The organism is Paraburkholderia strydomiana, assembly GCF_031456815.1.
In the GTDB taxonomy this organism is placed as follows: Bacteria; Pseudomonadota; Gammaproteobacteria; order Burkholderiales; family Burkholderiaceae; genus Paraburkholderia; species Paraburkholderia caledonica.
Genome location: NZ_JAVDVL010000002.1, coordinates 157,630 through 178,714, shown reverse-complemented (window position 1 = coordinate 178,714; position 21,085 = coordinate 157,630). Strand labels below are relative to the sequence as shown.

Here is a 21,085-nt window from a genome sequence, read left to right as displayed (position 1 = left end):
ATTCTCGCCAGCGAATATCCTCGAACAACACCCTTCCGCGATCCCACGCAAAAACCTCACGCTTGACCCCCAAGCTCGAACCACCCACGCTCAACCCCGAAACCGCACCCCATCAAAAAACAAATCCCGCCCTCTAGCACTAAAATGACGGCTTTCCGTCATCCCCGCGCGTCTGTCGCCGGCCGCGCTGCTCACCATGCAACATTTCGCGTCCGACAACTACGCCGGCATCTGTCCCGAAGCGCTCCATGCGCTGATCGCCGCCAACAACAGCGGCCACGAACCGGCCTATGGCGACGACTCCTGGACCAATCAGGTATGCGACCGTCTGCGCGAACTGTTCCAGACCGATTGCGAAGTGTTCTTCGTGTTCAACGGCACGGCGGCCAATTCGCTTGCGCTTGCGTCGCTTTGCCAGTCATACCACTCAGTGATCTGCCATGAACTCGCGCACATCGAGACCGATGAATGCGGCGGCCCCGAGTTCTTCTCTGGCGGCTCGAAGCTGCTCACGGCGCCCGGCATCGGCGGCAAGCTCACGCCCGATGCGATCGAGGCGGTCGTCACGCGCCGCGCCGACATTCATTACCCGAAGCCCAAGGTCGTCACGCTCACGCAATCGACCGAAGTCGGCACCGTCTACACCGTCGAGGAAGTGCGCGCGATCGCTGCAATCGCCAAGCGGCGTCATCTGAAGGTGCATATGGACGGCGCGCGTTTCGCGAATGCGGTCGCCGCGCTCGACGTGCATCCGTCCGAGATCACCTGGCGCGCGGGCGTCGACGTACTGTGTTTCGGTGGCACCAAGAACGGCTTGCCGGTGGGCGAAGCGGTGGTGTTCTTCGACCGTGCGCTCGCTGCCGACTTCGCCTACCGACTGAAGCAGGCGGGCCAGCTTGCTTCCAAGATGCGCTTCATTTCTGCGCCGTGGCTCGGCCTGCTCGATAACGACGTGTGGCTGCGCAACGCGCGTCACGCGAACGCGATGGCGCAACTGCTGCAAACGCGGTTGCAGGAAATTCCGGGCGTCAGCATCATGTTCCCGCGCGAGTCGAACGCGGTGTTCGCGCAGTTGCCCGCGCAAGCCGCGAAGGCCATGCGCGCGCGCGGCTGGAAGTTCTACGAGTTCATCGGCGCGGGCGGCTGCCGGCTGATGTGCGCGTGGGACACGCAACCCGAAACGGTCGAGCGTTTCGCGACCGAAGTCCGCGAGTTGTGCGCGGCGTAAAGTTCGTCCGCTGTGCAAACCGGGAAGCCGGGAAGCCGGGAAGCCGGGAATCCGTGTAAGCCGCAACGCCGCCAGCGCGCCGCGCCGGCAAAGACCGAACCTCCAAGTCACCTCACCATGACCGAATACCGATTTTGTCCCCGCTGCGCGACGCCGTTGACGGAGCGCGCCGACGCCGAGCATGAAGGCGGGCGCATCCGCCAGACCTGTCCCGATGCCGGATGCGGCTACGTGCACTGGAACAATCCGCTGCCGGTGATCGCGGCGATCGTCGAATACGAGGGCAAGATTCTGCTCGCGCGCAACGCTGCGTGGGCGGAGGGCGTCTTTGCGCTGATCACGGGCTTCCTCGAAAACGGCGAGACGCCGGAAGAGGGCATTGCGCGCGAGGTGCTCGAAGAGACGTCGTTGCATGCCGAGTCGGTCGAGCTGATCGGCGTGTACGAATTCATTCGCAAGAACGAACTGATCATCGCGTATCACGTGAAGGCAAACGGCACGATCTCTCTGTCGCCGGAACTGCTCGAGTACCGGCTGGTCGAGCCGGCGAAGCTGCGGCCATGGCGCGCCGGTACCGGGCAGGCGCTCGGCGAATGGATGCGGCGGCGCGGCTTGCCGTTCGAATTCGTCGACAAGCCGGGGCAATAGTCGTGAGCGGCCATGGTCGCCAGTAACGTCGGCGAGCCGGACAGCGGCGCCGCACATACGGCAACGGCAGGCGTCGCCCCAAACCCAACCGCACCCCGACACCACCACTCAAGCGACCCAGCCACCTCAATGTCCAAACCCGCCGCCGCGTCACGAAGCTCGTACCCGCACTTTCTCGCCATCACCACGCGCTGGATGGACAACGACGTCTACGGTCACGTGAACAATGTCGTCTATTACAGCTACTTCGATACGGTGGTGAACGAGTATCTGATCCGCGCCGGCGTGCTCGATTTCGAGCGCGGCGAAACGATCGGGCTGGTGGTCGAGACGCATTGCAACTACTTTGCGCCGCTCGTGTTCCCCGAGCGCGTCGAAGCGGGCTTGCGAGTGACGCGGCTCGGCACGTCGAGCGTGCGTTACGAAGTGGGGCTCTTCAAGGAAGGCAGCGACGAAGCCGCCGCGCACGGCCACTTCGTGCATGTGTACGTGGATCGCGTCACCCGCCGTCCAGTGAGCCTGCCCGATGCACTGCGCGAGGCGCTCGAGCCGATCCGCGTTGTCACCGGCACAGCGGCGGATTAGGCACGTGCAGTCGTTAGCCATCAACCTGCTTAACGGGCTCAGCTTCGGACTGCTGCTCTTCATGCTGTCGGCCGGGCTGACGTTGATCTTCAGCATGCTCGGCGTGCTGAACTTCGCGCATGCGAGCTTCTACATGCTTGGCGCCTATGTCGGCTATTCGGTGGCCGCGCGGGCCGGATTCTGGAGCGCGCTTGTGATCGCGCCGCTCGTCGTCGGTTTGATCGGTGCTGCGTTGGAGCGCTGGCTGTTGCGCCGGGTGCGAAGCCATGGCCATCTGGCGGAACTGCTGCTGACGTTTGGCGCTGCCTACGTGCTCGGCGAACTCGTGAAGCTCGGCTGGGGTTTGAGTCCGCTCGGCGCGAGCGTGCCGGCCGCGCTGGACGGTCCGCTTTTCACGCTCTACGGCGCGACCTTCGCGCGTTATCGAGCGTTCATGATGCTCGTCTCTCTTGTGATGCTCGTCTCGCTGTACGCGGTGCTGCGCGTGTCAAAGGCGGGCCTGATCGTGCGGGCCGCGCTGACGCACCCGAGCGCCGTCGAAGCGCTCGGCCACAATGTGCCGCGCGTCTTCACCGGCGTCTTCGCGGCGGGCACGGCGCTCGCCGCGCTGGCCGGCGTGATCGGCGCGCCGCTTTCCGTGATCGAACCCGCCATGGCCGAATCGCTCGGCTCGATTGTGTTCGTCGTCGTGGTGATCGGCGGGCTCGGATCGCTGGGCGGCGCGCTGGCTGCGTCGCTGCTGATCGGCTGTGTGCAGACACTGGCGGTGGCGAGCGATGTTGCGCTCGGCGACGTGCTCGCCACGTTCGACGCTTCGCTGCCGCGCGAATGGGACGCGCTGACGCTCGCGCAGCTTGCGCCGCTGATTCCGTACCTGCTGCTCGTCGGCATGCTGGCGCTGCGCCCGCGCGGACTCTTCGGCCGGCGCGACGATCATGCGTGAATTGCTCAAGCCGGAGCCCGCGCAAGCGTCGCCGGTAGCCCGGACCCAGCGTTCTCACGCGATGTGGCGTCGTCTCGCACCGTGGCTCGCGCTCATTGTCCTTCTCACGGCACCGCCATTGATCTGGCGTCAAAGCTGGCTGCTCGTCTACCTCGCGCAGACCGCCACGATGATCGTCTTCGCGCTCTCGTACAACCTGTTGCTCGGAGAGACCGGACTGCTGTCGTTCGGCCATGCCGCCTATTCGGGCCTCGGGGCGCTGATTGCCGCGCAGGTTTTCAACCGTATCGGCGCACCGCTCGCGCTGCTGCCGCTGGTCGGCGGCGCGGGCGCCGCGTCGTGCGGGGCGTTGCTCGGTTTTATCTCGACGCGTCGCGCCGGGACCGCGTTTGCCATGATCACGCTAGGCATCGGCGAACTCGTCGCGGCCGCCGCGTGGACCTTGCCCGACTGGTTCGGCGGCGAAGCGGGTGTTGCCATAGACCGCGCAAGTGGGCCCATGCTCGGCGCCTTTACGTTCGGCCCCGCGCGCGAGGCTTACACGCTGATCGCGCTGTGGTGCCTGCTCGCGAGCGCCGCGATGTTCGCCCTGTCACGCACGTCGTTCATGCGGCTCGCCAACGCGGTGCGCGACAACCCGGCGCGCGCCGCGGCGATCGGCTGCTATCCGCGCCGCGTCCGCTATGGCGTCGTGGTCATGTCGGCGTTCTTTGCGGGCATCGCGGGCACACTTGCGCTGATCAACGTCGAACTGGTGTCGACCGATAGTGTGAGCATGGTGCGCTCGGGCTCCGTGCTGATCGCCACGGTAATCGGCGGCACGGGTGTCTTTTTCGGACCGGTCGCGGGCGCGGTCGTGCTGACGTTTTTCAGCGTGGCCGTGGCCGGCGTCACGCGGGCCTGGCTCTTTTATCTCGGCCTTTTCTTTATCGTGATCGTGGTCGCTGCGCCGGACGGACTCGCCGGCTTTATCCAGCGGCATACGTCGAGGCTCGCGCGCGACGGTTGGCGCACATGCCGCGCCGTCTACGTCTGCGGCACGGCTGCCATCCTGTTGTGGACGGTTGCCACCGTGCTCGCGGTGCAGTGGGCTTACGCCGTCCAGTTCGGCGTCGAGGAGGGCGCTGCGCTGCGCGTCGGCGGTCAGTCGTCGTGGCTATCGTTCGTCGCCGCGTCGCCGTTGCGGCTCGGGCTGACGATCTTCGTGCTCGCAGCACTGGGCGCCTTGGCGGCTTTGTCCGCGTCGCGCGCGCAAACCCGTCTCGCGGCCCATGCACGCACGATGCAAAACGCCGGAGGTTCGCAATGATCCCCGCGCTCGCGCTCTACGGCGTCGAGAAGCGCTTCGGCGCCACGCGCATCCTGCGCGGTGTGAATCTCGCGATCGAACCGGGCGAGCGGCACGCGTTGATCGGCCCCAACGGCGCGGGCAAATCCACGCTCTTCAATCTCATTGCCGGCGCCGCGCGCCCAGACGCCGGGCGCATCGACCTCTTCGGTGCTGAGATCACGCGCCTTGCGCCGGCGGCAATTGCGCGCCGTGGTCTCGCGCGCAGTTTCCAGAACACGAGCGTGTTTGCACGGTTGAGCGTGTACGACAATTTGCGCTGCGCGGCGGCGCTCGCCGAGCGCGATCGCCTACGCTGGTGGCAGCGATTCTCTGGCGCACCGGAGGTCGATGCACGCGCGGCGCAGGTGCTCGAAGCAGTCGGCCTCGACGCGCGCGCGCATGCTCTGGCCGGCGCGCTGAGCTACGCCGAGCAGCGCGCGCTCGACCTCGGCATAGCACTCGCTGGCGGCGCGCATACGTTGTTGCTCGACGAGCCGACTGCCGGCATGAACCGCGCGGAGGCGGCGCGCGCAATCGAACTGATCCGCGAGACCACGGCCGGACGCACGCTGCTGATGGTCGAGCACGACATGGACGCGGTGTTCGCTATCGCCGATCGCATTTCAGTGCTCGTGCAAGGGCGCATTATTGCGACGGGCACGCCTGCGGCGATTCGCGCGGACGCCGCGGTGCGCGCGGCTTACCTTGGCGAAGGGTTCGACGCATGACATCCTTGCTCGAGATTCGCGGACTGAATGCCTGGTACGGGCCGAGCCAGGCGTTGCACGGCGTGAATTTGCAGATCGGCGCGGGCGAAGTGGTCGCGCTCGTCGGGCGCAACGGTTCGGGACGCTCGACACTCGTTCGCTCGATCATGGGCCTCTTGCATGCCGAAGGCGAGTTGCGCTTCGCGGGCCACTCACTTGCCGGATTGCGCACCTTTGAAATCGCACGGCTCGGCATCGGCTATGTGCCCGAGCATCGCGATGTGTTTCCCACGCTGAGCGTCGGCGAAAACCTCGAACTCGGCGTAGCCCCGCGCAATCGCGCGCGCACGCCGCGCTTCAGCATAGACGACGCCTACTCGCTTTTCCCCGTGCTGCACGAGCGACGGCGCACGCGCGCGGGCGCGCTGTCCGGCGGCGAGCAGCAGATGCTGAGTCTCGCCCGCGCGCTGCTCGGCGATCCCGATCTGCTGCTGGTCGACGAGCCCGGCGAGGGCCTCGCGGGCTTCGTGATGCAGCAGGTCGCCCAATGCCTGCGCGTGCTGCGCGAGCGCGGCATGGCGATGTTGCTGATCGAGCAGCGACTTGTGATCGCGCAAGACATCGCGAGCCGCGTCGCGGTAATGGGTCATGGCGAGATCGTGTTCGACGGTGAACTTAACGCCTTCCTGCAGCGTCCGGACGTCATGCGTGAATGGCTCGGTGTGGGTTGATCCCTGGGTGTGGATTAAACCCTTTCCCTGCTTGCGGTTCTCAACCGCGCGTGTGCTGTTGTCGAATGCCCATTCTTCCGCAAACAAAAAGGGCGGTGGTATTAGCGTTTGAATCTCCGTTCCGACTATGCCGCTTATCCCGAGCCCGCACGGCTTTGCGTCGACTCGTCAAAGCGATTCAAACGCTGGATCGTTTGGTGAGCGTCCTCCAGAAATCTTGTCGGCAGCGCGCGTACAAATGAAGACAATCACGTGAAAGACGAGCGACGTGGACGTGAGCGTTGAAGACGCGTCGCGGCTTCAGGAGGAGACATCATGAACGAGACAGGCGCGGTCGCCACGGTGCTCACCGTGGCTCTGCTGATGTGCGCTTGTGCCGACGCCAGTTCGTCGGCGAATCTGGCAACGTCGGCGACCATGCAGGCGTCGCAGGACAAAACGGGGTACGACTCACAAGCCGCATCCCCGTCGCTCCCTGCCATCGAGAGCGCCAAGGCCAAACAGCTCGCCATCGAGCAAAGCATCGCCACGAGAGTGCCGGCAGCAAGCGGCCTCAGCACAAAGCGCAGCCGCGCGCTTACGCTGCGCGACTCGGGCATCGACGGTTCGTTGATGTTCGCGCGTGACGTCGACTTTCGCGTGACGGGCGACATCGGCTTCATGATTTACGACATGGCCGCGACGCTGGTTCCGTCGCGGCGAGGAGAGCCGATCGTATTCGACGACCCGACCAGCCTGAGCATCGACGTTCATCGCGGCGAGGTGATGCTCGACAGTGCAAAACTCACCGCGATCTTCAACCGTTATCTGTTCCAGTATCGAGGTTCGCCGCTGCGCAACATGCGCGTCGTGCCGCAAGACGATGGAAGCTTGCGCATTACCGGCGAGATGCATCGCGATACGTGGGTGCCGATCGTGTTGTCCGGTTCTCTGTCCATGCGCAGTGCCGACGAACTCGTGTTCCATGCCGATCACGTCGAGGTTGCAGGCGTGGCAGCCGACAGGTTGATGCAGGCCGCGCATGTCAGGATGGCCGATCTGTTGAAGGTCGATACGCCGATTGCGCGTCTCGACGGCGACGACGTCGTCATGCAGGTCGCGAAACTGACGCCGCCGCCCGCGCTGCATCTGACGATAACGAAGCTCGACACGAGCGCGGCCGGCGTGCGCTTCATGCTCGACGACGGCTCCGTGCCGAAGATCGACTGGCCTGCGAACATGCCCGCGCGCGGCATGCTGCTGGAAGGCGGGGACGTCAAATTCATGCGCTCGATGCCGATGAACATCGACATGGCGCTCACGCCTATCGACGCGGACGCGCCGTTCGTGCTCGATCTGTACCACTATCGCGACCAGATGGCCGCGGGATATTTCACCTTCGACGAAGCGGGCGCGCTTGCCGTCCACCTGCCTTCGTACACGACGCTTGCGGGTGCCGCGAAAGATTCGTCGCTGCTGATCGGCAGCGCTAGCGCGCGCTTTAACGACAGCTTGATTCGCGCGCAGCAGGCCTCGCTTGCTCAGGCGCGGCTCGAATGGCGACGCGTGCCGCAGGAGTTGCAAAGCGCGTCAGCGGCGCGTGCTGTTCCTGTCAGCATGCGGAGGGCGTTTTCCGGTGCCAGGGAGGGGACTCGAACCCCTACACCCGGCGACGAACGTCATTCATCCGGCCATGCGTCGTTGATACACGTCGAAAACGTCGACTTCTATGTAGCGGGTCGCATCGGCTTTCATGTGCGTTCGCTCGACGCACAGATGATTCCGAAGACGCCGGGCGAGCCTGTCGACCTCGACGATCCGGGACAGTACGACATTCGCATCATCGGCGGGGAAGTGGTCGAGCCTTGGCCGGCCATGGCGGCGCTCTTCAACGACTACCTGCTCGATTACGAGCCGCGTTCGCTCAATGATCTGCAGTTGAAGCCGGTGGACGGCAAGCTCGAAGTCACGGGCGGCATCAAGTTGTGGAATCACTTTCCCGGCGTGTGGCTGCCCACGACGATGAGCGGCACCATCGTCGCGAGAGACGATCGGCACCTCGTGTATGAACCTTCGTCGGTGAAAGTGCTTGGCATACCGCAGGCCGGGCTGCTGCGCGCACTCGATATTCCGCTCGCTTCACTCACGCCATTTGCGCGCAAAGGCGTCGCGCTCGAAGGCAACGAACTCGTGTTCGATCAGTACACGGTGTTTCCGCCGCCCGTCTTGCAAGGGCGTCTTGCAAGCGCGACCGTGACCGACGAAGGTCTTCTACTGAAGTTCAGGCGCGAGACCGGGATCGCGCCCGCGCGGCCGCCGGAAAACATGGTCAACGCCGCAAAAAGTTATGTGTGGATCGAATCCGGCGACGTGAAGATGTTCAATTCGCTCGTCACGAATGCGCGGACGTTCATCAAGGACAGCTCGAACGCCGGCGCGATGAAGTTCGATTTATACGGCTATCGCAGGGACGTTTCGAAGGGCACGGTGAAAATGGACGCCAACGGGGGCCTCGAAGTGGATCTCGCCGCGCGAGGCAAATGATCGGGCTTTGGCATCGCGCGAGTCGCCTGCGCGGCGTTGTGTGTTGTTACGCGAAGTTGCCTCGCTCCTCGCACGAGGCAACTTCGCGCGGCTCAATCTTCCTTGTTGATGATCCACTCGTGCGCCGGGTCGTTGCGGAAATGCCAGACACGTTGGGCACCAGCCATGACATTCAGATAATACGAGTCATAGCCATACGGCACGACGACCGGATGATAGCCGCGCGGCACCATCACGACATCGTGGTCCTCGACGGCCATTGATTCGTCGATGTCGCGCATATCGGTGTACACGCGTTGGAACGCAAAGCCTTGCGGCGGATTCAACCGATGGTAGTACGTTTCTTCGAGCGAACTCTCGTGGGGCACGTTATCGGTGTCGTGCTTATGCGGAGGATAGCTCGACGCGTGTCCGCCAGGCGTTCTCACTTCAACCACCAGCAACGATTCCGCCGGCTCTGTTTGCGGAAGAATGTCGCAAACGTATCGCGTATTAAGACCCTTCCCGCGGGTCGAGCGCTTCATTGAAGACGGCTCGATCAGGCGTGCGGGCAGCTCGCCTTTCGCAGGCGCGCTCGCTACGCCGACCTCCGCATCGCGGCACGCGCGCACGGTGGCGCGCACGCCCGGCGGCAAATAGACCGCGTAAGGCGCGGCATCTTCGAATACGCTGTCGCGCGAACCGAGCGAACTCCATCGCGTGTCCGCAGTTTCAATATCCACGGCGCCCGTGAGCACGACAATGCACACTTCGCGCGACGGCTCCATCACGTGCACGACTTCACTCGTGCCAAGACGGTAAGCGGCAAAGCCGACATAGCGCCAGCATGCCGATGCCGGTGTAACTCGCGCGATCGTCTGGCCTTCGCGCTGCGCCTTCACTAATAGAGTCATGCTGCCTCCTGCGTGGTGCCATGGCTGTCGCCCCGAGTGCCGGCAGACGTCGTGTCGAGCGGGGCATCGACCAACGCACGCAATGTCTGATAGCCCTTCTGCGCATACTCGAACGACGGCGCCACGACCGGGTCCTGTTCCGCCTCCACGACGAGCCAGCCCGAATAGCCATGCCGCTTCAGGCGCGCGATGATCGACGGGAAATCGACTGCGCCGTCGCCGGGCACCGTGAAAGCGCCGGCGATCACCGCGTCGAGAAAGCTCCAGTTGCGATTGCGCGCGAGTTTCATGACGGCAGGGCGCACGTCCTTGCAATGCACATGACACACCCGTCCGATGTGTTTGTCGAGCACGACGAGCGGATCGCCGCCTGCGAAGGTGATGTGCCCGGCGTCGAACAGCAGGCCGACCGCGTCGCTCGTGCGTGACATCAGCTGATCGACGTCGGCCGGCGTTTCCACATAAGCACCCATATGATGATGGTACGCAAGCCGCACGCCGCGGCTTAGCGTATAGCGCGCGAATTCGTCGACGCGTGCGGCGTAGGCGGCCCACTGTGCGTCGCTGAAAAAACGCGGCCGTTGATATAAAGGTCTTGGCGCGCCCTGGATAGAATCCGCCACTTCGCCATACACCATGACCGTCGCGCCGTTTCGCGCGAGCAGTTCGAGATGCGGGCCGACCTCGGCGATTTCCTCTTCGACGCTACGCCGCGCGAGACGTCCCGAGTACCAGCCGGACACGAGCGCGAGATCGTATTGCGCGAGCAGCGTCTTCAATGCCTGCGGTTCGCGCGGAAACTTGTTGCCGAGTTCGAAGCCCTGGTAACCGATCTCGCGGCCTTCGGTCAGCGCTAGTTCGAGCGGCGTCTCGCCGCCGAGCGAAGGCAGATCGTCGTTCATCCACGACAACGGGTTGATGCCGATGCGTACGTTGAAAGCTGTCATGCGAGCGTCCTCAATCGTTGGCCTGGTCGTTGCTGTTGCTGCCGTTGCCGCTGTTCTCTGCCGAAGCGGGTGGTTTCCCGCGCGCCGAGATCTGCGCCTCGTAGTTGGCCCGCGCTTCGCGCACGCTCGCTCGCGGCGAGACTTCGGGCACCGCGACTTCCCACCACCAGCCGCCGTCGCTCGTCGTGCGGGCCGGATCGGTGTCGATGCTGATCACGTAGGTCCGGTCCGCCGAGCGCGCGCGTTGCAGTGCGGCTTCCAGTTCCGCCACATTCGCCGCGTGTTCCGCCCGCGCACCGAGCGCGCGGGCATGCGCGGCGAAGTCGATCTGCGGCGCGCCGAGCGGGCCCTGCATGCTGTCTTCGAGCAGGTTGTTGAACGGCGCACCGCCGCATGCCTGTTGCAGGCGATTGATGCAACCGTACCCGCGATTGTCGAGCACCACGACAATGAGCTTCGCGCCGAGCATCACCGACGTGGCAATCTCGCTGTTCATCATCAGATAGCTGCCGTCGCCCACCATCACGATCACTTCACGCTCGGGCCGCGCAAGCTTCACGCCGAGTCCTCCGGCGATTTCGTAGCCCATGCACGAGTAGCCATATTCGACGTGATAGGCGCCTGGCGTTCCGGCGCGCCACAGCTTGTGCAATTCGCCGGGCAAGGTGCCGGCCGCGCACACGACGATGTCGTTCGCCGGTGAATCCGTGCTTGAACGTTGCACGGCGCCGATGACATCGCCTTCATAAGGCAGCACGGACTCTCGTTGCGGCGCGTGCGTGAGCGCATGCACCGTATCGCGCCAGCTTGCGGCTAGTTCGTGGGCGCGCGAGGTCCACGCGCGATCCGCCTGCCAGTCTTGCAGACGTTCGGCGAGTGCGTCGAGCGCGAGACGCGCGTCCGCCTCGACGACTTGCGCGCGATGCTTGAGGGCGTCGAACGCATTTGCATTGATGCCGATCACGTCGGCTTGCGTGAACAACGTATTCGAGCCGGTTGTGAAGTCCTGCAAGCGCGTGCCAAGCGCGAGCACGCAGTCGGCATCGCGGGCGAGCGCGTTGGCCGCGGGCGAGCCGGTCACGCCCAGCGATCCGGCGTTCAGTGGATCGTCCCATGCAAGCGAACTCTTGCCGGCTTGCGTCTCCGCGACGGGAATGCCGTGCGCGGTAGCAAAACGTTGCAAGGCATCGGTCGCGCGGCCATAGAGGACGCCGCCGCCCGCAACGATCAGCGGACGCTTCGCGCGCTGCAAACGTGCTACAGCAGCGTCGATTTCATCGACACGCGGTGCCGGCGCATAGAAGGTGACAATGCGCGGCGGAAAGAAGTCGGCAGGGAAGTCCCACGCCTGCGCCTGCACGTCTTGCGGCAACGCAAGCGTGACCGGCCCGCACAACGCGGCGTCGGTGAGCACGCGCAGTGCGCGGGGCAGTGCGCTCAGCAGTTGCGCGGGATGCATGATGCGATCGAAGTAGCGCGACACGGGTTTGAACGCGTCGTTCGCGGAAACGCCGCCATCGTGGGAATCTTCAACCTGCTGCAGGACCGGATCGGGCGCCCGCGACACGAAGATGTCGCCCGGCAGCAGCAGCACCGGCAAACGGTTCACGTGCGCGAGCGCGGCGGCCGTCAGCAGATTGGTAGCGCCAGGTCCGATCGACGTGGTGACCGCCATCATGCGTCGGCGAAAGTGCGCCTTTGCATAAGCGATCGCACTGTGCGCCATCGCCTGTTCGTTATGGGCGCGCAGCGTCGGCAGCTCGTCGCGATGCTGATACAGCGCCTCGCCCATGCCGGCGACGTTGCCGTGTCCGAAGATCGCGAACACGCCGCCGAAAAGCGGTTCTGTTCCCAAGCCGTCTTCAGTGGCGACGCGTTGCGCGGCGAGATAGCGCACGAGCGCTTGCGCGGTGGTCAGCCGGATGGTCGTACCTGAGACTACGGCGCCCGCCGGTGCCGCTTCGTCGTGTCCATGATGTAACTCGCGCTGATTCATGCCGCCTGCTCCTGATGAACACGGTTGCTAGCGCCTCGTTCGGCGGCGGCGGCGTCCCGCGCCGCGCGCCACGATGCGATTAGCGTTTCGAACGTGCGGCGCACGCGCGCGATCAATTCGTCGTCGCCGATCTCGCCTGCGAGCCACGCATGACTCGGCTCGTGGAAGATCGTGCGGCCAACTGTGAAACCGCGACACGTCGCCGAGCGCGCGGCCGCTCGAAAGCCCTCGTTTAACTGCTCGACGCCCGCCGACAAACCGAGCAGCACGACGCCCCGGCAATACGGATCGCGCTCGGCGATCAGCGCGTCGATGTTGCGCCATTGCGCGGCGTCCATCGGTTCGAGCTTCCACCACTCGGGATAGATGCCGATGTTATAGAGCCGCTTCAACGCGCGATACACGATATCAGGACCCTGCGGCAAGTTCGCATGCTTCGGCGGAATCACTTCGAGCAGCAACTCGTGCCCGCTTGCTTGCGTCGCGTCGTAGAGCGCGCGCAATTGGGCTTCCTGTTCGAGGCGCTGTTCGACGGGTTCGTCGGGGTGGAATTGCACGAGGCACTTCGCGACGTGTTCCTGCGGCCACGACACGAGTGCCGTGCCGACCGAGCGGCCATGGTCGAACACGAGCGGCACCGAGCCGGGCAGCTCGACCGGGCGGCCGATCCACCAGCCGCGCCCCGTTGCGGCGTTGAGCGCGTCCTGGCCGTAGCGGCTATCGATCAGCACGCCAATGCGGCCTTGCAGGCCCAATGCGCTTTCGGTCTGCGCGACCGCGTCGACGAACAGCCCCTTGAGCTGGGCGATGCGTGCTTCGCTTGCGCCGCTCTGCTGCGCGAGTTCAAAGAACTGATTCCGATGATCGAACGCGAAGCCGAGCACTTCGTCCCACTGCTTGCGCGCAGGTGTCACGCGATGCAGTCGCGCCAGTGTCGCGTCGCGGTCGGGGCGGCGCATACGCTCAGGATCGGCCTTCGCCTCGCGTAGAAAGTAGTCCAGTTCAGCGGGCGTCGGCATGGCCGGTGCGCACGCGTGGCGCGAGACGACGAGTGCGCCGCTCGCATTGGCGGCACGCGCGCAGGCGTCGAGCGGTTGATCGCGCAGCCATCCGGAGAGAAAGCCGGACGCGAAGGCGTCGCCGGCACCGAGCACGTTCAGCACTTCGACTTCCACGCCGCCGTGCACCGGCGTGTCGTCGAGCGAGGCGGGCACTTCGCCGTCGATGATCTGGCAGCCCATCGGCCCGCGCTTGAGCACGAGCGTGGCCGGAGTGACCGCGCGCACCATTGCCAGGGCGTCGACGAGATCGCTTTTGCCGCCCGCAATGCGGAATTCCTCCTCGGTGCCGATCACGAGATCGAACAACGGCAGGATGCGCTGCAGATGCGCGGTGACGCCTTCGCTTGCAACAAAGCGCGTTTCGCCGTCCGCCTTACCCGTGAGGCCCCACAACACGGGACGATAGTCGATGTCGAGAACGGTGCGAACCTGGTTGCGCCGCGCGTAATCGAGCGCGCGGCGGCTCGTGCGGTTCACCTGTTCGGTCGAGAAGTGTGTGCCGGTAATCAGCAGCGCTTTCGACGACGCGATAAATGCCTCGTCGAAATCCGCTTCGTCAACGGCCATGTCCGCGCAATTCTCGCGATAGAAGATCAGTGGAAACGTATCGCGATCCTTCAGGCCGAGCAGCACGAGCGCGGTCAGGCGTTCAGGATCCACGCGCACGTGGCTCACATCGCAGCCTTCCTTCGTCAACGTCTCGGTGAGAAAGCGGCCCATGTGATCGTTGCCCACGCGTGCGAGCATTGCCGACGCAAGTCCAAGCCGCGCGCAGCCGAATGCAATGTTCGCCGACGACCCGCCGAGATACTTCGCGAAGCTCGACACGTCTTCGAGCCGCGCGCCGACCTGCTGCGCGTACAGATCGACCGCGAGCCGGCCAAGACACACGATGTCGCGGCTGCGGCCCGGCGCGAAGCGGCTGCCGGCGGTTGCGCCCGGTTGCTGCGCCGGCGTGCCGCTGAATGTACTGGATTGAGCCATGAATGTCCCTGAATGACAGAGCGCGGCGAGCGGTGCCACGGCAGCAGCCGCCGCGCGAATGAATCAGATCGTTGCGCCTTCGAGTTCGCCTATCATCTTCTGCATCTCGGCACCACCCGCCATCATGTCGAGCACTTCGTCCTTGCTGATCGTTTCTTTTGTGAACGTACCGAGCGATTTGCCGCGATTGAGCAACGTGAACGAATCGCCGATCGGATAGGCGTGATGCACGTTGTGCGTGATGAAGATCACCGAGATGCCTTTCGCGCGCGCCTTGTGGATCAGCTTCAGCACATTGAAGCTCTGCTTGACGCCGAGCGCAGCGGTCGGCTCGTCGAGGATCAGCACACGCGCGCCGAAATGGATGGCGCGCGCAATCGCAAGGCACTGTTTTTCGCCGCCCGACATCGTGCCGATCGGCTGATGCGGATCGCGCACGTTGATGCCCATTTCTGCGAGCTTGTCGCGAGCTGTCGTCGCGCTCGTTTCGAGGTCCATCACGTTCAGGAACCCGAACAGTTTCCTTTGCGGCTCGCGTCCCATGAAGAAATTACGCGCGACGGAGAGCAGCGGCACCAGCGCAAGATCCTGATAGACAGTCGCAATGCCGAGATCCAGCGCGTCTTTGGGCGACTCGAACAGCACCGGCTTGCCGTCGACGAGATACTGGCCCGACGACGGTTGATGTACGCCCGCCAGAGTCTTGATGAGCGTCGACTTGCCCGCGCCGTTGTCGCCGAGCAGGCAATGAACTTCTCTGCGTTTCAGGCGCAAGGTCACGCCGCTTAGCGCGATTACTTTTCCAAAGTACTTGTTGACGTTCTCGAGAGCGAGGATCACGTCGTCCTGCGGCGCGGCGCTCGACAGGTTCATTTCGTTCGTCACATGGTTCGTATCGGACATGTGCGTCTCCTCGTTACGATTGCGCGACGCGACGGCGCACATAGTGATTGAACAGCACGGCGATGAGCAGCATTACGCCGAGGAATACGCGGAACCAGTCGGAGCTCACATTCGTATAGGTGATGCCGATTTGCACCACGCCGAAAATCAGCGCGCCGAAACATGCGCCGATTACCGAGCCGTAGCCACCCGTCAACAGTGTCCCGCCGATCACCGCCGCGATGATTGCCTCGAACTCCTTCTGCAAACCGCGGTCGGCCGCAGCGGAGCCGATGTCGCACACTTGCAGCACCGCGAACAGGCACGAGCAGAACGCGGTCAGCACGAAGAGAAGGATTTTTACGCGACGCACCGGGATGCCGACGTTTTTTGCCGCGTTGGCGTCACCGCCCACTGCGAGAATCCAGTTGCCCGCGCGCGTTTTCGCGAGGACGAATGCGCAGATCGCGGCGAGACCGAACCACCACAGAATCACTTTCGGAATGCCCGGCACGAGCGCGTGACCGTTATCGAGCAGGGTGCCGATGCCGTGATGCGCGAGCATCGTGAAGAGACCCTGCAGCGCAACGCCGTGAAAGAGCGTGTTGGCGAGCCAGTCCTGCTGTGCAAGATCGCCCACGCCGGAAACGATGGTGCGGTCCGCGAACATGATCGACAGCGCAAGGGTGAGGCCGCGCAGAATAAAGAGGAACGCGAGCGTGACGATGAACGACGGCAGGCGCGTGCGCATCACGAGATAGCCGTTGAGCGCCCCCAGCAGCATCGAGCCGACGAATGCAAAGAGAATCGCGAGCGAGATCGGCCAGTGAAAGTACACAGTGGGGATCGCGACCATCATGCCGGCAAAGCCGATCATCGAGCCGATCGACAGATCGAACTCACCGGCGATCATCAGGAGACAGGCGCCCACGGAAAGAATCCCGAGATAAGCGGACACCTGCGACCAGTTCATTACGCCGTCGAGATTGAACATGCCGGAGCCGCCGGCCGTCAACGCGAAGACTAGAAACACCAGCACCGCGCCGGAGATCGCGGCGAACTCGGGGCGGTTCAGCAAATGACCGAACCATGATTCCTTGCGCACGCGCTCGTCGCGCCCGTCCGTTTCGGGACGCGACGCAGCGCTATGCGAAGCGGCGCTATTCGAGTCGACGCGCGGTGGAAAGTGCTTGCCGGCTACACCCATGATGTCTCCTTGGAGCCGGCTGTGTGTCCGGGCAAGCGGGAATGCGTTGCGGGAACGACAGCCGGTGAAATGCGCGCTGGCAGCGAAGCCGCCCGGCGGGAGCGTTGCCCGCCGCGCGCGTGACTAGCTAGAGAAAAGAATCAGCGGTACTGCCCTGCGTATTTGATGACCTTGTCGAGGTTTTCCTTCGTGATGAAGCCCGGACCGGAGCGAATATTCTTCGGGCCATACGAGGGCGCCAGGCCGTAAGTGGCAAGCCGTGCCTTGAACTTGGGATTCGCTTCGAGAATCTGGCGAATCTTCGCGGGGTCGGTGGTGTGCTCTTTCTTCACGATGGCCAGCACGGCGACCGGAATGTAGCCCTGCAGATACGGCTGCTGATCGATCGCGAACTGGATCGTGCCGTTCTGGATCGCCTTCGCGATGTCGTCGGAGAAGTCAAAGGTGCAGAAGTAGATCTTGCCGTTCAGGCCCATTTGCTGCACTGCTTTGAGCGTGGCAGAAGCCGGCGTCGGTCCGAGCGTGAGAATGGCGCCGGTGTTCGGATGGTTGCGCAAATAGGCGCTGACTTTCGATTGAATTTCGGTCGGGTCCTGGCCGGAATCGATCGTGGAGGACTTGTAGTCGACGCCAAGCGCCTCGGCGAAACCGCGGCAACGGTCGAACGAAACGGTGTTGGTCGCGAGGTGATTCACGCACAGGAACGACTTCACGCCGGCTGCTTTCGCCTTTTCGCCTGCCGCCTTGCCGGCGACGTATTCCGGCTGGCCGATGTGCATGATCGCGCCGAGTTGCGCGCTTTGTTCCTCGGTGCCCGAGTTGATCGTGACGAGCGGGATCTTCTTGGCGGTGACTTTGTTGATAGAGCTTTTCAGCACGTCGTAATCGGCGATGGTGACGATCACACCGTCGTAGTTGCGCGCTGCGGCCTGTTCGACGAGACGCGCCATATCGGCGATGTCACCGTTCGGCGGATTGCGATAGTCGGTCTCGACGTTGAAGTCTTCGTCGGCCTGCTTGATGGCGTTTTTAATCGTGTTCCACCACGAATCGGAGTCCGGCGCGTGGCTGATCAGCACGAAATGAGCGTCAGCCGCGCGGGCGGCCGAGGCCGCTCCGAATCCCGTCGCCAACGTCAAAGCCGTCACCAGAATCCTGAGCGTAGCCTTGCCCTTGCAAAGTCTCATGTCTCCACCTTTCTCGGTCTGTCGTTATTGAAGGAGCGTGTGGCGCACGGTACGCAACGCGGCACCGAGGTGTCGCACGATCGCCGCAGCACCATCGCTCACGACCAAGATTAGGTCATCTTCGAATGGCTTGCAATGGAAATTTCACCGTAGATAAAAATGGAAAATACGTTCCATTTATGCGGTGTGCTGCCTATAATCGGCAACGTCAGCAGCCTCTGCGGCGCACGTCCGAAAGCGTCTGCCGCAGTGCAGTAAAGCCCCGAAGAGAGAACCATGGCGGAAGAGAGCACAGAAGAATTGCCGAGCGTTGAAGAATTGATGCAGCGCATCGCCGATAACTACGAGGCGCTGCCGCGTCAGTTGAAGAATGTCGCGACGTATATCGAGCAACATCGTTCGAGCGTGATGGTGGACCGCACGAGCGATATCGCCGCGAGTTGCGGCGTGCATCCGTCGGCGGTCGTGCGATTTGCGCAGCGCTTCGGTTTCTCCGGCTTCTCCGATTTGCAGGCGGTGTTTCGTCAGGCATATACAGGCCAGGGTGCGTCGTCGCCCAGTTATCAGCAACGCATTCGCAAGCTCATTGACGAGAAGCCCGGTGCGTTGTCCGGTGGCGCGGTCGCGCGCGAGTTCATCGCGGCTTCCCGCGGCGGTCTCGAAGAACTCGAAGCGGGGCTCGACGACAAGCAGTTCGACGCCGCCGTGAAGATGCTGCAACAGGCGGACAACATCTATGTGATCGGCGTGCGGCGCTCGTTTCCGGTGGCGAGCTACATCGTCTATGCGTTGCAGCACACGCCCAAGCGCGTGCACCTCGTATCGGGTTTCGGCGGCATGTACCGCGAGCAGATTCGCAGCGTGAAAAAGGGCGACGTGGTGATCGCGATCAGCTTCGCGCCTTATGCGAAAGAAACGCAGTATTGCCTGCGGGTCGCGCATCATCATCAGGCGAAGACGCTGGTCATTACGGACAGCCAACTATCGCCGCTCGCGCGTTATGCGAGTACCCAGCTGTATGTGAAAGAGGGCAGCGCGTTCGCGTTCCGCTCGCTGACCAGCACGATCTGCCTGTGCCAGGCGCTCTTCATCGCGCTTGCGTACAAGCTCGAATTAAACGTAGAAGAATCGAAAGACACTGGAGGATACGATGACTGACGCAGCAAAACCGATCGACGTCGCAGTGTTCGGCGCGGGCCGTATCGGCAAGATTCACGCGGCCAATCTCGCGCGGCAACCGGGCGTGCGGCTGAAATATGTGGTCGATGTGAATAGCGAAGCGGCCGCGGCGCTGGCTGCCGTGCATGGCGCCAAGGTGGCCGATATCGACGGCGCAATGGGCGACGCGTCCGTCGGCGCCACGGTGATCTGTTCGAGCACGGACACGCATGCGGATCTGATCTTGAAGTCGGCCGCTCAGAAAAAACATGTGTTCTGCGAGAAGCCGGTCGACCTGACGCTGGAGCGTGCGCGGGCTTGTGCTGATGCCGTTGAGCGCGCGGGCGTGGTGTGCATGATCGGCTTTCAGCGCCGCTTCGATCCGACGTTCTCCGCGTTGAAGGCGCGCCTCGATGCGGGCGAGATCGGCACGCCGGAAATGCTGGTGGTGACGAGCCGCGATCCCGGCGCGCCGCCGGTGGACTACATCCGCCATTCGGGCGGCATCTTCAAGGACATGCTGATTCACGACTTCGACATTTTCCGCTGGATTCTCGACGACGAAGCGGACACGTTGCACGCTACCGGCAGTTGTCTGAGCGACCCGGCAATCGCGGAGGCGGGCGACATCGATTCGACCGCGGTGACGATCCGCACGAAGCGCGGCCGCCTGTGCCAGATCAACACCGCGCGCCGCGCCGCCTACGGCTACGACCAGCGCTTCGAAGTGCTCGGCAGCGCGGGTATGCTGCAGGCGGGCAACGTGCGGCCTACGGAAGTCACCGCTTACTCCAGGACGCAGGTGTCGAGCGACGTGCCCGAAGCGTTTTTCCTCGAACGTTATCGCGCAGCTTATGCGCTCGAAATTGCGCATTTCTTCGAGGCGGTCGCGCAGGGCAAGCCGGTGCGCACCACGGTGGCCGACGGTTTGAAAGCGCTGGAACTCGCTGAGGCCGCCACGCGCTCATGGCGCGAGGGGCGTGCGGTGAAGCTCGGCGAGGCCGCGCAATGAGTGCGGCGGCGTCAACGCGGCGGCTGCGTCTCGGCGTGGTCGGCCTCGGGCGGCTCGGCAAACGTCACGCTGAAAATCTCGCGTATCGCGTGCCGGGCGCGGAACTGGTTGCTGCTTGCAGCCCGCTCGAGGACGAGCGGGCGTGGGCGCGCGACGCTTTGCCGGCGCCGCGCCTTTACGATGACTACGCGCGGCTGCTGGACGACAAAGACGTGGACGCCGTGTGGCTTGTCACGCCGTCGTCGCTGCACGCGCAGCAGATCGTCGACGCTTTGCGCGCCGGTAAGCACGTGTTCTGCGAGAAGCCTTTGTCGCTCGATCTGGCCGAGTGCGAGCGCGTGCTGCACGAGGCTGCGCAGTATCCGCATCTGCAGGCGACGATTGGCTTCATGCGGCGTTTCGATCCGAGCTACAAGGACGCGTTCGACAAAATCGAAGCGGGCGCGATCGGGCGGCCGTTTCTGGTGCGCTCGCAAACCACTGACAAGAACGACACCGACGGCTTCTTCGTGCGCTTCGCGGCAACTTCCGGCGGCATTTTCCTCGACTGCACGGTGCACGACATCGACGTCGCGCGCTGGCTGCTCGGAAAGCCGCGCGCAAAGCGCGTGTTCGCGGCGGGCGCCGTCGCGCTGCACGAAGGCCTGCGTGAATTCGGCGATGTGGATAACGGCGTGGCGATCTGCGAATTCGAGGACGGCAAGCTCGCCATGTTCTACGCGTCGCGGACCCAGGCACATGGTAACGACACGCACAGCGAGGTGATCGGCACGGCAGGCGGACTGACCATTGGCCATAATCCGCGCGCGAATCGCGTCGAGATTTACGACGCGACGGGCATTCGCAACGAGTGCACACCGAGCTTTTTCGATCGCTTCGAAGAAGCGTTTCTGCACGAGGCGCGCGCGTTCGTTGCGTCGGTGCAGGGCGGGGCGGGATCGACCGCGCAAGCGGGCGCGACGCTCGCCGACGCGCTGGAAGCGACCCGCATCGGCAATGCGCTGCGGCAGTCGCTGCAAAGCGGGCAGGCTGTGACGCTGTAGCGTCGATATGGCTGGTTGGA

At 63.9% G+C, this 21,085-nt stretch carries 18 protein-coding genes; 11 read left to right on the top strand and 7 right to left on the bottom strand.

The window, feature by feature from the left end:
• Nucleotides 1–196 precede the first annotated feature (196 nt).
• The 8 genes from J2W46_RS06365 (at nt 197) to J2W46_RS06330 (ending at nt 8,695) form a co-directional block, all read left to right on the top strand.
• Nucleotides 197–1,228, top strand: a complete 1,032-nt coding sequence (locus tag J2W46_RS06365; protein WP_087754206.1) for a threonine aldolase family protein — start codon at nt 197–199, stop codon at nt 1,226–1,228.
• A gap of 117 nt (nt 1,229–1,345) precedes the next feature.
• Entirely contained in the window at nt 1,346–1,876 is a 531-nt protein-coding gene (locus J2W46_RS06360) for an NUDIX domain-containing protein (RefSeq protein ID WP_310352257.1), read from the top strand.
• Nucleotides 1,877–2,005: 129 nt separating this feature from the next.
• On the top strand, nt 2,006–2,461 hold the full coding sequence (locus J2W46_RS06355) for an acyl-CoA thioesterase (RefSeq protein ID WP_027804867.1): 456 nt from the start codon (nt 2,006–2,008) through the stop codon (nt 2,459–2,461).
• Nucleotides 2,462–2,465: 4 nt separating this feature from the next.
• Nucleotides 2,466–3,404: a branched-chain amino acid ABC transporter permease gene (locus J2W46_RS06350; RefSeq protein ID WP_310352255.1), complete on the top strand. Its 939-nt coding sequence runs from the start codon at nt 2,466–2,468 to the stop codon at nt 3,402–3,404.
• Nucleotides 3,397–4,713 (top strand): branched-chain amino acid ABC transporter permease, encoded by a 1,317-nt coding sequence (locus J2W46_RS06345; RefSeq protein ID WP_310352252.1) that lies wholly within the window; start codon nt 3,397–3,399, stop codon nt 4,711–4,713. Before J2W46_RS06350 ends, J2W46_RS06345 begins: the two co-directional genes overlap by 8 nt.
• A complete protein-coding gene (locus J2W46_RS06340; RefSeq protein WP_310352249.1) occupies nt 4,710–5,462 on the top strand; it encodes an ABC transporter ATP-binding protein in 753 nt (250 codons plus the stop codon). Before J2W46_RS06345 ends, J2W46_RS06340 begins: the two co-directional genes overlap by 4 nt.
• Entirely contained in the window at nt 5,459–6,172 is a 714-nt protein-coding gene (locus J2W46_RS06335; RefSeq protein WP_310352248.1) for an ABC transporter ATP-binding protein, read from the top strand. Before J2W46_RS06340 ends, J2W46_RS06335 begins: the two co-directional genes overlap by 4 nt.
• A 315-nt stretch (nt 6,173–6,487) precedes the next feature.
• Nucleotides 6,488–8,695 carry a hypothetical protein gene (locus J2W46_RS06330; RefSeq protein ID WP_310352246.1) on the top strand — a complete coding sequence of 736 codons (2,208 nt, stop codon included), beginning with the start codon at nt 6,488–6,490 and terminating at the stop codon, nt 8,693–8,695.
• 92 nt (nt 8,696–8,787) lie between these two features.
• On the opposite strand, the gene iolB is transcribed toward J2W46_RS06330, so the two are convergent.
• From iolB to J2W46_RS06295, 7 genes are all read right to left on the bottom strand, one after another.
• Nucleotides 8,788–9,588 carry a 5-deoxy-glucuronate isomerase gene (gene iolB / locus J2W46_RS06325; RefSeq protein ID WP_027776561.1) on the bottom strand — a complete coding sequence of 267 codons (801 nt, stop codon included), beginning with the start codon at nt 9,586–9,588 and terminating at the stop codon, nt 8,788–8,790.
• Nucleotides 9,585–10,535 carry a myo-inosose-2 dehydratase gene (gene iolE, locus J2W46_RS06320; RefSeq protein WP_020069481.1) on the bottom strand — a complete coding sequence of 317 codons (951 nt, stop codon included), beginning with the start codon at nt 10,533–10,535 and terminating at the stop codon, nt 9,585–9,587. The genes iolB and iolE overlap by 4 nt, the downstream gene beginning before the upstream one ends.
• Before the next feature lie 10 nt (nt 10,536–10,545).
• Nucleotides 10,546–12,531, bottom strand: a complete 1,986-nt coding sequence (iolD, locus tag J2W46_RS06315; protein ID WP_310352244.1) for a 3D-(3,5/4)-trihydroxycyclohexane-1,2-dione acylhydrolase (decyclizing) — start codon at nt 12,529–12,531, stop codon at nt 10,546–10,548.
• Entirely contained in the window at nt 12,528–14,576 is a 2,049-nt protein-coding gene (locus J2W46_RS06310; protein ID WP_310352242.1) for a bifunctional 5-dehydro-2-deoxygluconokinase/5-dehydro-2-deoxyphosphogluconate aldolase, read from the bottom strand. Before J2W46_RS06310 ends, iolD begins: the two co-directional genes overlap by 4 nt.
• A gap of 63 nt (nt 14,577–14,639) precedes the next feature.
• Nucleotides 14,640–15,479: an ATP-binding cassette domain-containing protein gene (locus J2W46_RS06305; protein WP_310352241.1), complete on the bottom strand. Its 840-nt coding sequence runs from the start codon at nt 15,477–15,479 to the stop codon at nt 14,640–14,642.
• Between the two features lie 13 nt (nt 15,480–15,492).
• Nucleotides 15,493–16,665, bottom strand: a complete 1,173-nt coding sequence (locus J2W46_RS06300; protein WP_131319802.1) for an ABC transporter permease — start codon at nt 16,663–16,665, stop codon at nt 15,493–15,495.
• A gap of 140 nt (nt 16,666–16,805) precedes the next feature.
• Nucleotides 16,806–17,852, bottom strand: a complete 1,047-nt coding sequence (locus J2W46_RS06295) for a sugar ABC transporter substrate-binding protein (protein WP_020069486.1) — start codon at nt 17,850–17,852, stop codon at nt 16,806–16,808.
• A gap of 276 nt (nt 17,853–18,128) precedes the next feature.
• Between J2W46_RS06295 and J2W46_RS06290 the strand changes: the two genes are divergently transcribed.
• From J2W46_RS06290 to J2W46_RS06280, 3 genes are read left to right on the top strand one after another with little or no spacing between them, the layout of a single operon-like run.
• A complete protein-coding gene (locus J2W46_RS06290) occupies nt 18,129–19,010 on the top strand; it encodes a MurR/RpiR family transcriptional regulator (RefSeq protein ID WP_020069488.1) in 882 nt (293 codons plus the stop codon).
• Entirely contained in the window at nt 19,003–20,022 is a 1,020-nt protein-coding gene (gene iolG / locus J2W46_RS06285; protein WP_310352239.1) for an inositol 2-dehydrogenase, read from the top strand. Before J2W46_RS06290 ends, iolG begins: the two co-directional genes overlap by 8 nt.
• Nucleotides 20,019–21,065, top strand: coding sequence for a Gfo/Idh/MocA family oxidoreductase (locus tag J2W46_RS06280; protein WP_310352238.1), 1,047 nt, complete (start codon nt 20,019–20,021; stop codon nt 21,063–21,065). The genes iolG and J2W46_RS06280 overlap by 4 nt, the downstream gene beginning before the upstream one ends.
• Nucleotides 21,066–21,085: the final 20 nt, after the last annotated feature.

What these genes read in the sequence shown, in the direction of transcription:
- J2W46_RS06365 (WP_087754206.1), top strand. Translation starts at nt 197, where the DNA reads ATGCAACATTTCGCGTCCGACAACTACGCCGGCATCTGTCCCGAAGCG.
- J2W46_RS06360 (WP_310352257.1), top strand. Translation starts at nt 1,346, where the DNA reads ATGACCGAATACCGATTTTGTCCCCGCTGCGCGACGCCGTTGACGGAG.
- J2W46_RS06355 (WP_027804867.1), top strand. Translation starts at nt 2,006, where the DNA reads ATGTCCAAACCCGCCGCCGCGTCACGAAGCTCGTACCCGCACTTTCTC.
- J2W46_RS06345 (WP_310352252.1), top strand. Translation starts at nt 3,397, where the DNA reads ATGCGTGAATTGCTCAAGCCGGAGCCCGCGCAAGCGTCGCCGGTAGCC.
- J2W46_RS06340 (WP_310352249.1), top strand. Translation starts at nt 4,710, where the DNA reads ATGATCCCCGCGCTCGCGCTCTACGGCGTCGAGAAGCGCTTCGGCGCC.
- J2W46_RS06335 (WP_310352248.1), top strand. Translation starts at nt 5,459, where the DNA reads ATGACATCCTTGCTCGAGATTCGCGGACTGAATGCCTGGTACGGGCCG.
- J2W46_RS06330 (WP_310352246.1), top strand. Translation starts at nt 6,488, where the DNA reads ATGAACGAGACAGGCGCGGTCGCCACGGTGCTCACCGTGGCTCTGCTG.
- iolB (WP_027776561.1), bottom strand. Translation starts at nt 9,588, where the DNA reads ATGACTCTATTAGTGAAGGCGCAGCGCGAAGGCCAGACGATCGCGCGA.
- iolE (WP_020069481.1), bottom strand. Translation starts at nt 10,535, where the DNA reads ATGACAGCTTTCAACGTACGCATCGGCATCAACCCGTTGTCGTGGATG.
- iolD (WP_310352244.1), bottom strand. Translation starts at nt 12,531, where the DNA reads ATGAATCAGCGCGAGTTACATCATGGACACGACGAAGCGGCACCGGCG.
- J2W46_RS06310 (WP_310352242.1), bottom strand. Translation starts at nt 14,576, where the DNA reads ATGGCTCAATCCAGTACATTCAGCGGCACGCCGGCGCAGCAACCGGGC.
- J2W46_RS06305 (WP_310352241.1), bottom strand. Translation starts at nt 15,479, where the DNA reads ATGTCCGATACGAACCATGTGACGAACGAAATGAACCTGTCGAGCGCC.
- J2W46_RS06300 (WP_131319802.1), bottom strand. Translation starts at nt 16,665, where the DNA reads ATGGGTGTAGCCGGCAAGCACTTTCCACCGCGCGTCGACTCGAATAGC.
- J2W46_RS06295 (WP_020069486.1), bottom strand. Translation starts at nt 17,852, where the DNA reads ATGAGACTTTGCAAGGGCAAGGCTACGCTCAGGATTCTGGTGACGGCT.
- J2W46_RS06290 (WP_020069488.1), top strand. Translation starts at nt 18,129, where the DNA reads ATGGCGGAAGAGAGCACAGAAGAATTGCCGAGCGTTGAAGAATTGATG.
- iolG (WP_310352239.1), top strand. Translation starts at nt 19,003, where the DNA reads ATGACTGACGCAGCAAAACCGATCGACGTCGCAGTGTTCGGCGCGGGC.
- J2W46_RS06280 (WP_310352238.1), top strand. Translation starts at nt 20,019, where the DNA reads ATGAGTGCGGCGGCGTCAACGCGGCGGCTGCGTCTCGGCGTGGTCGGC.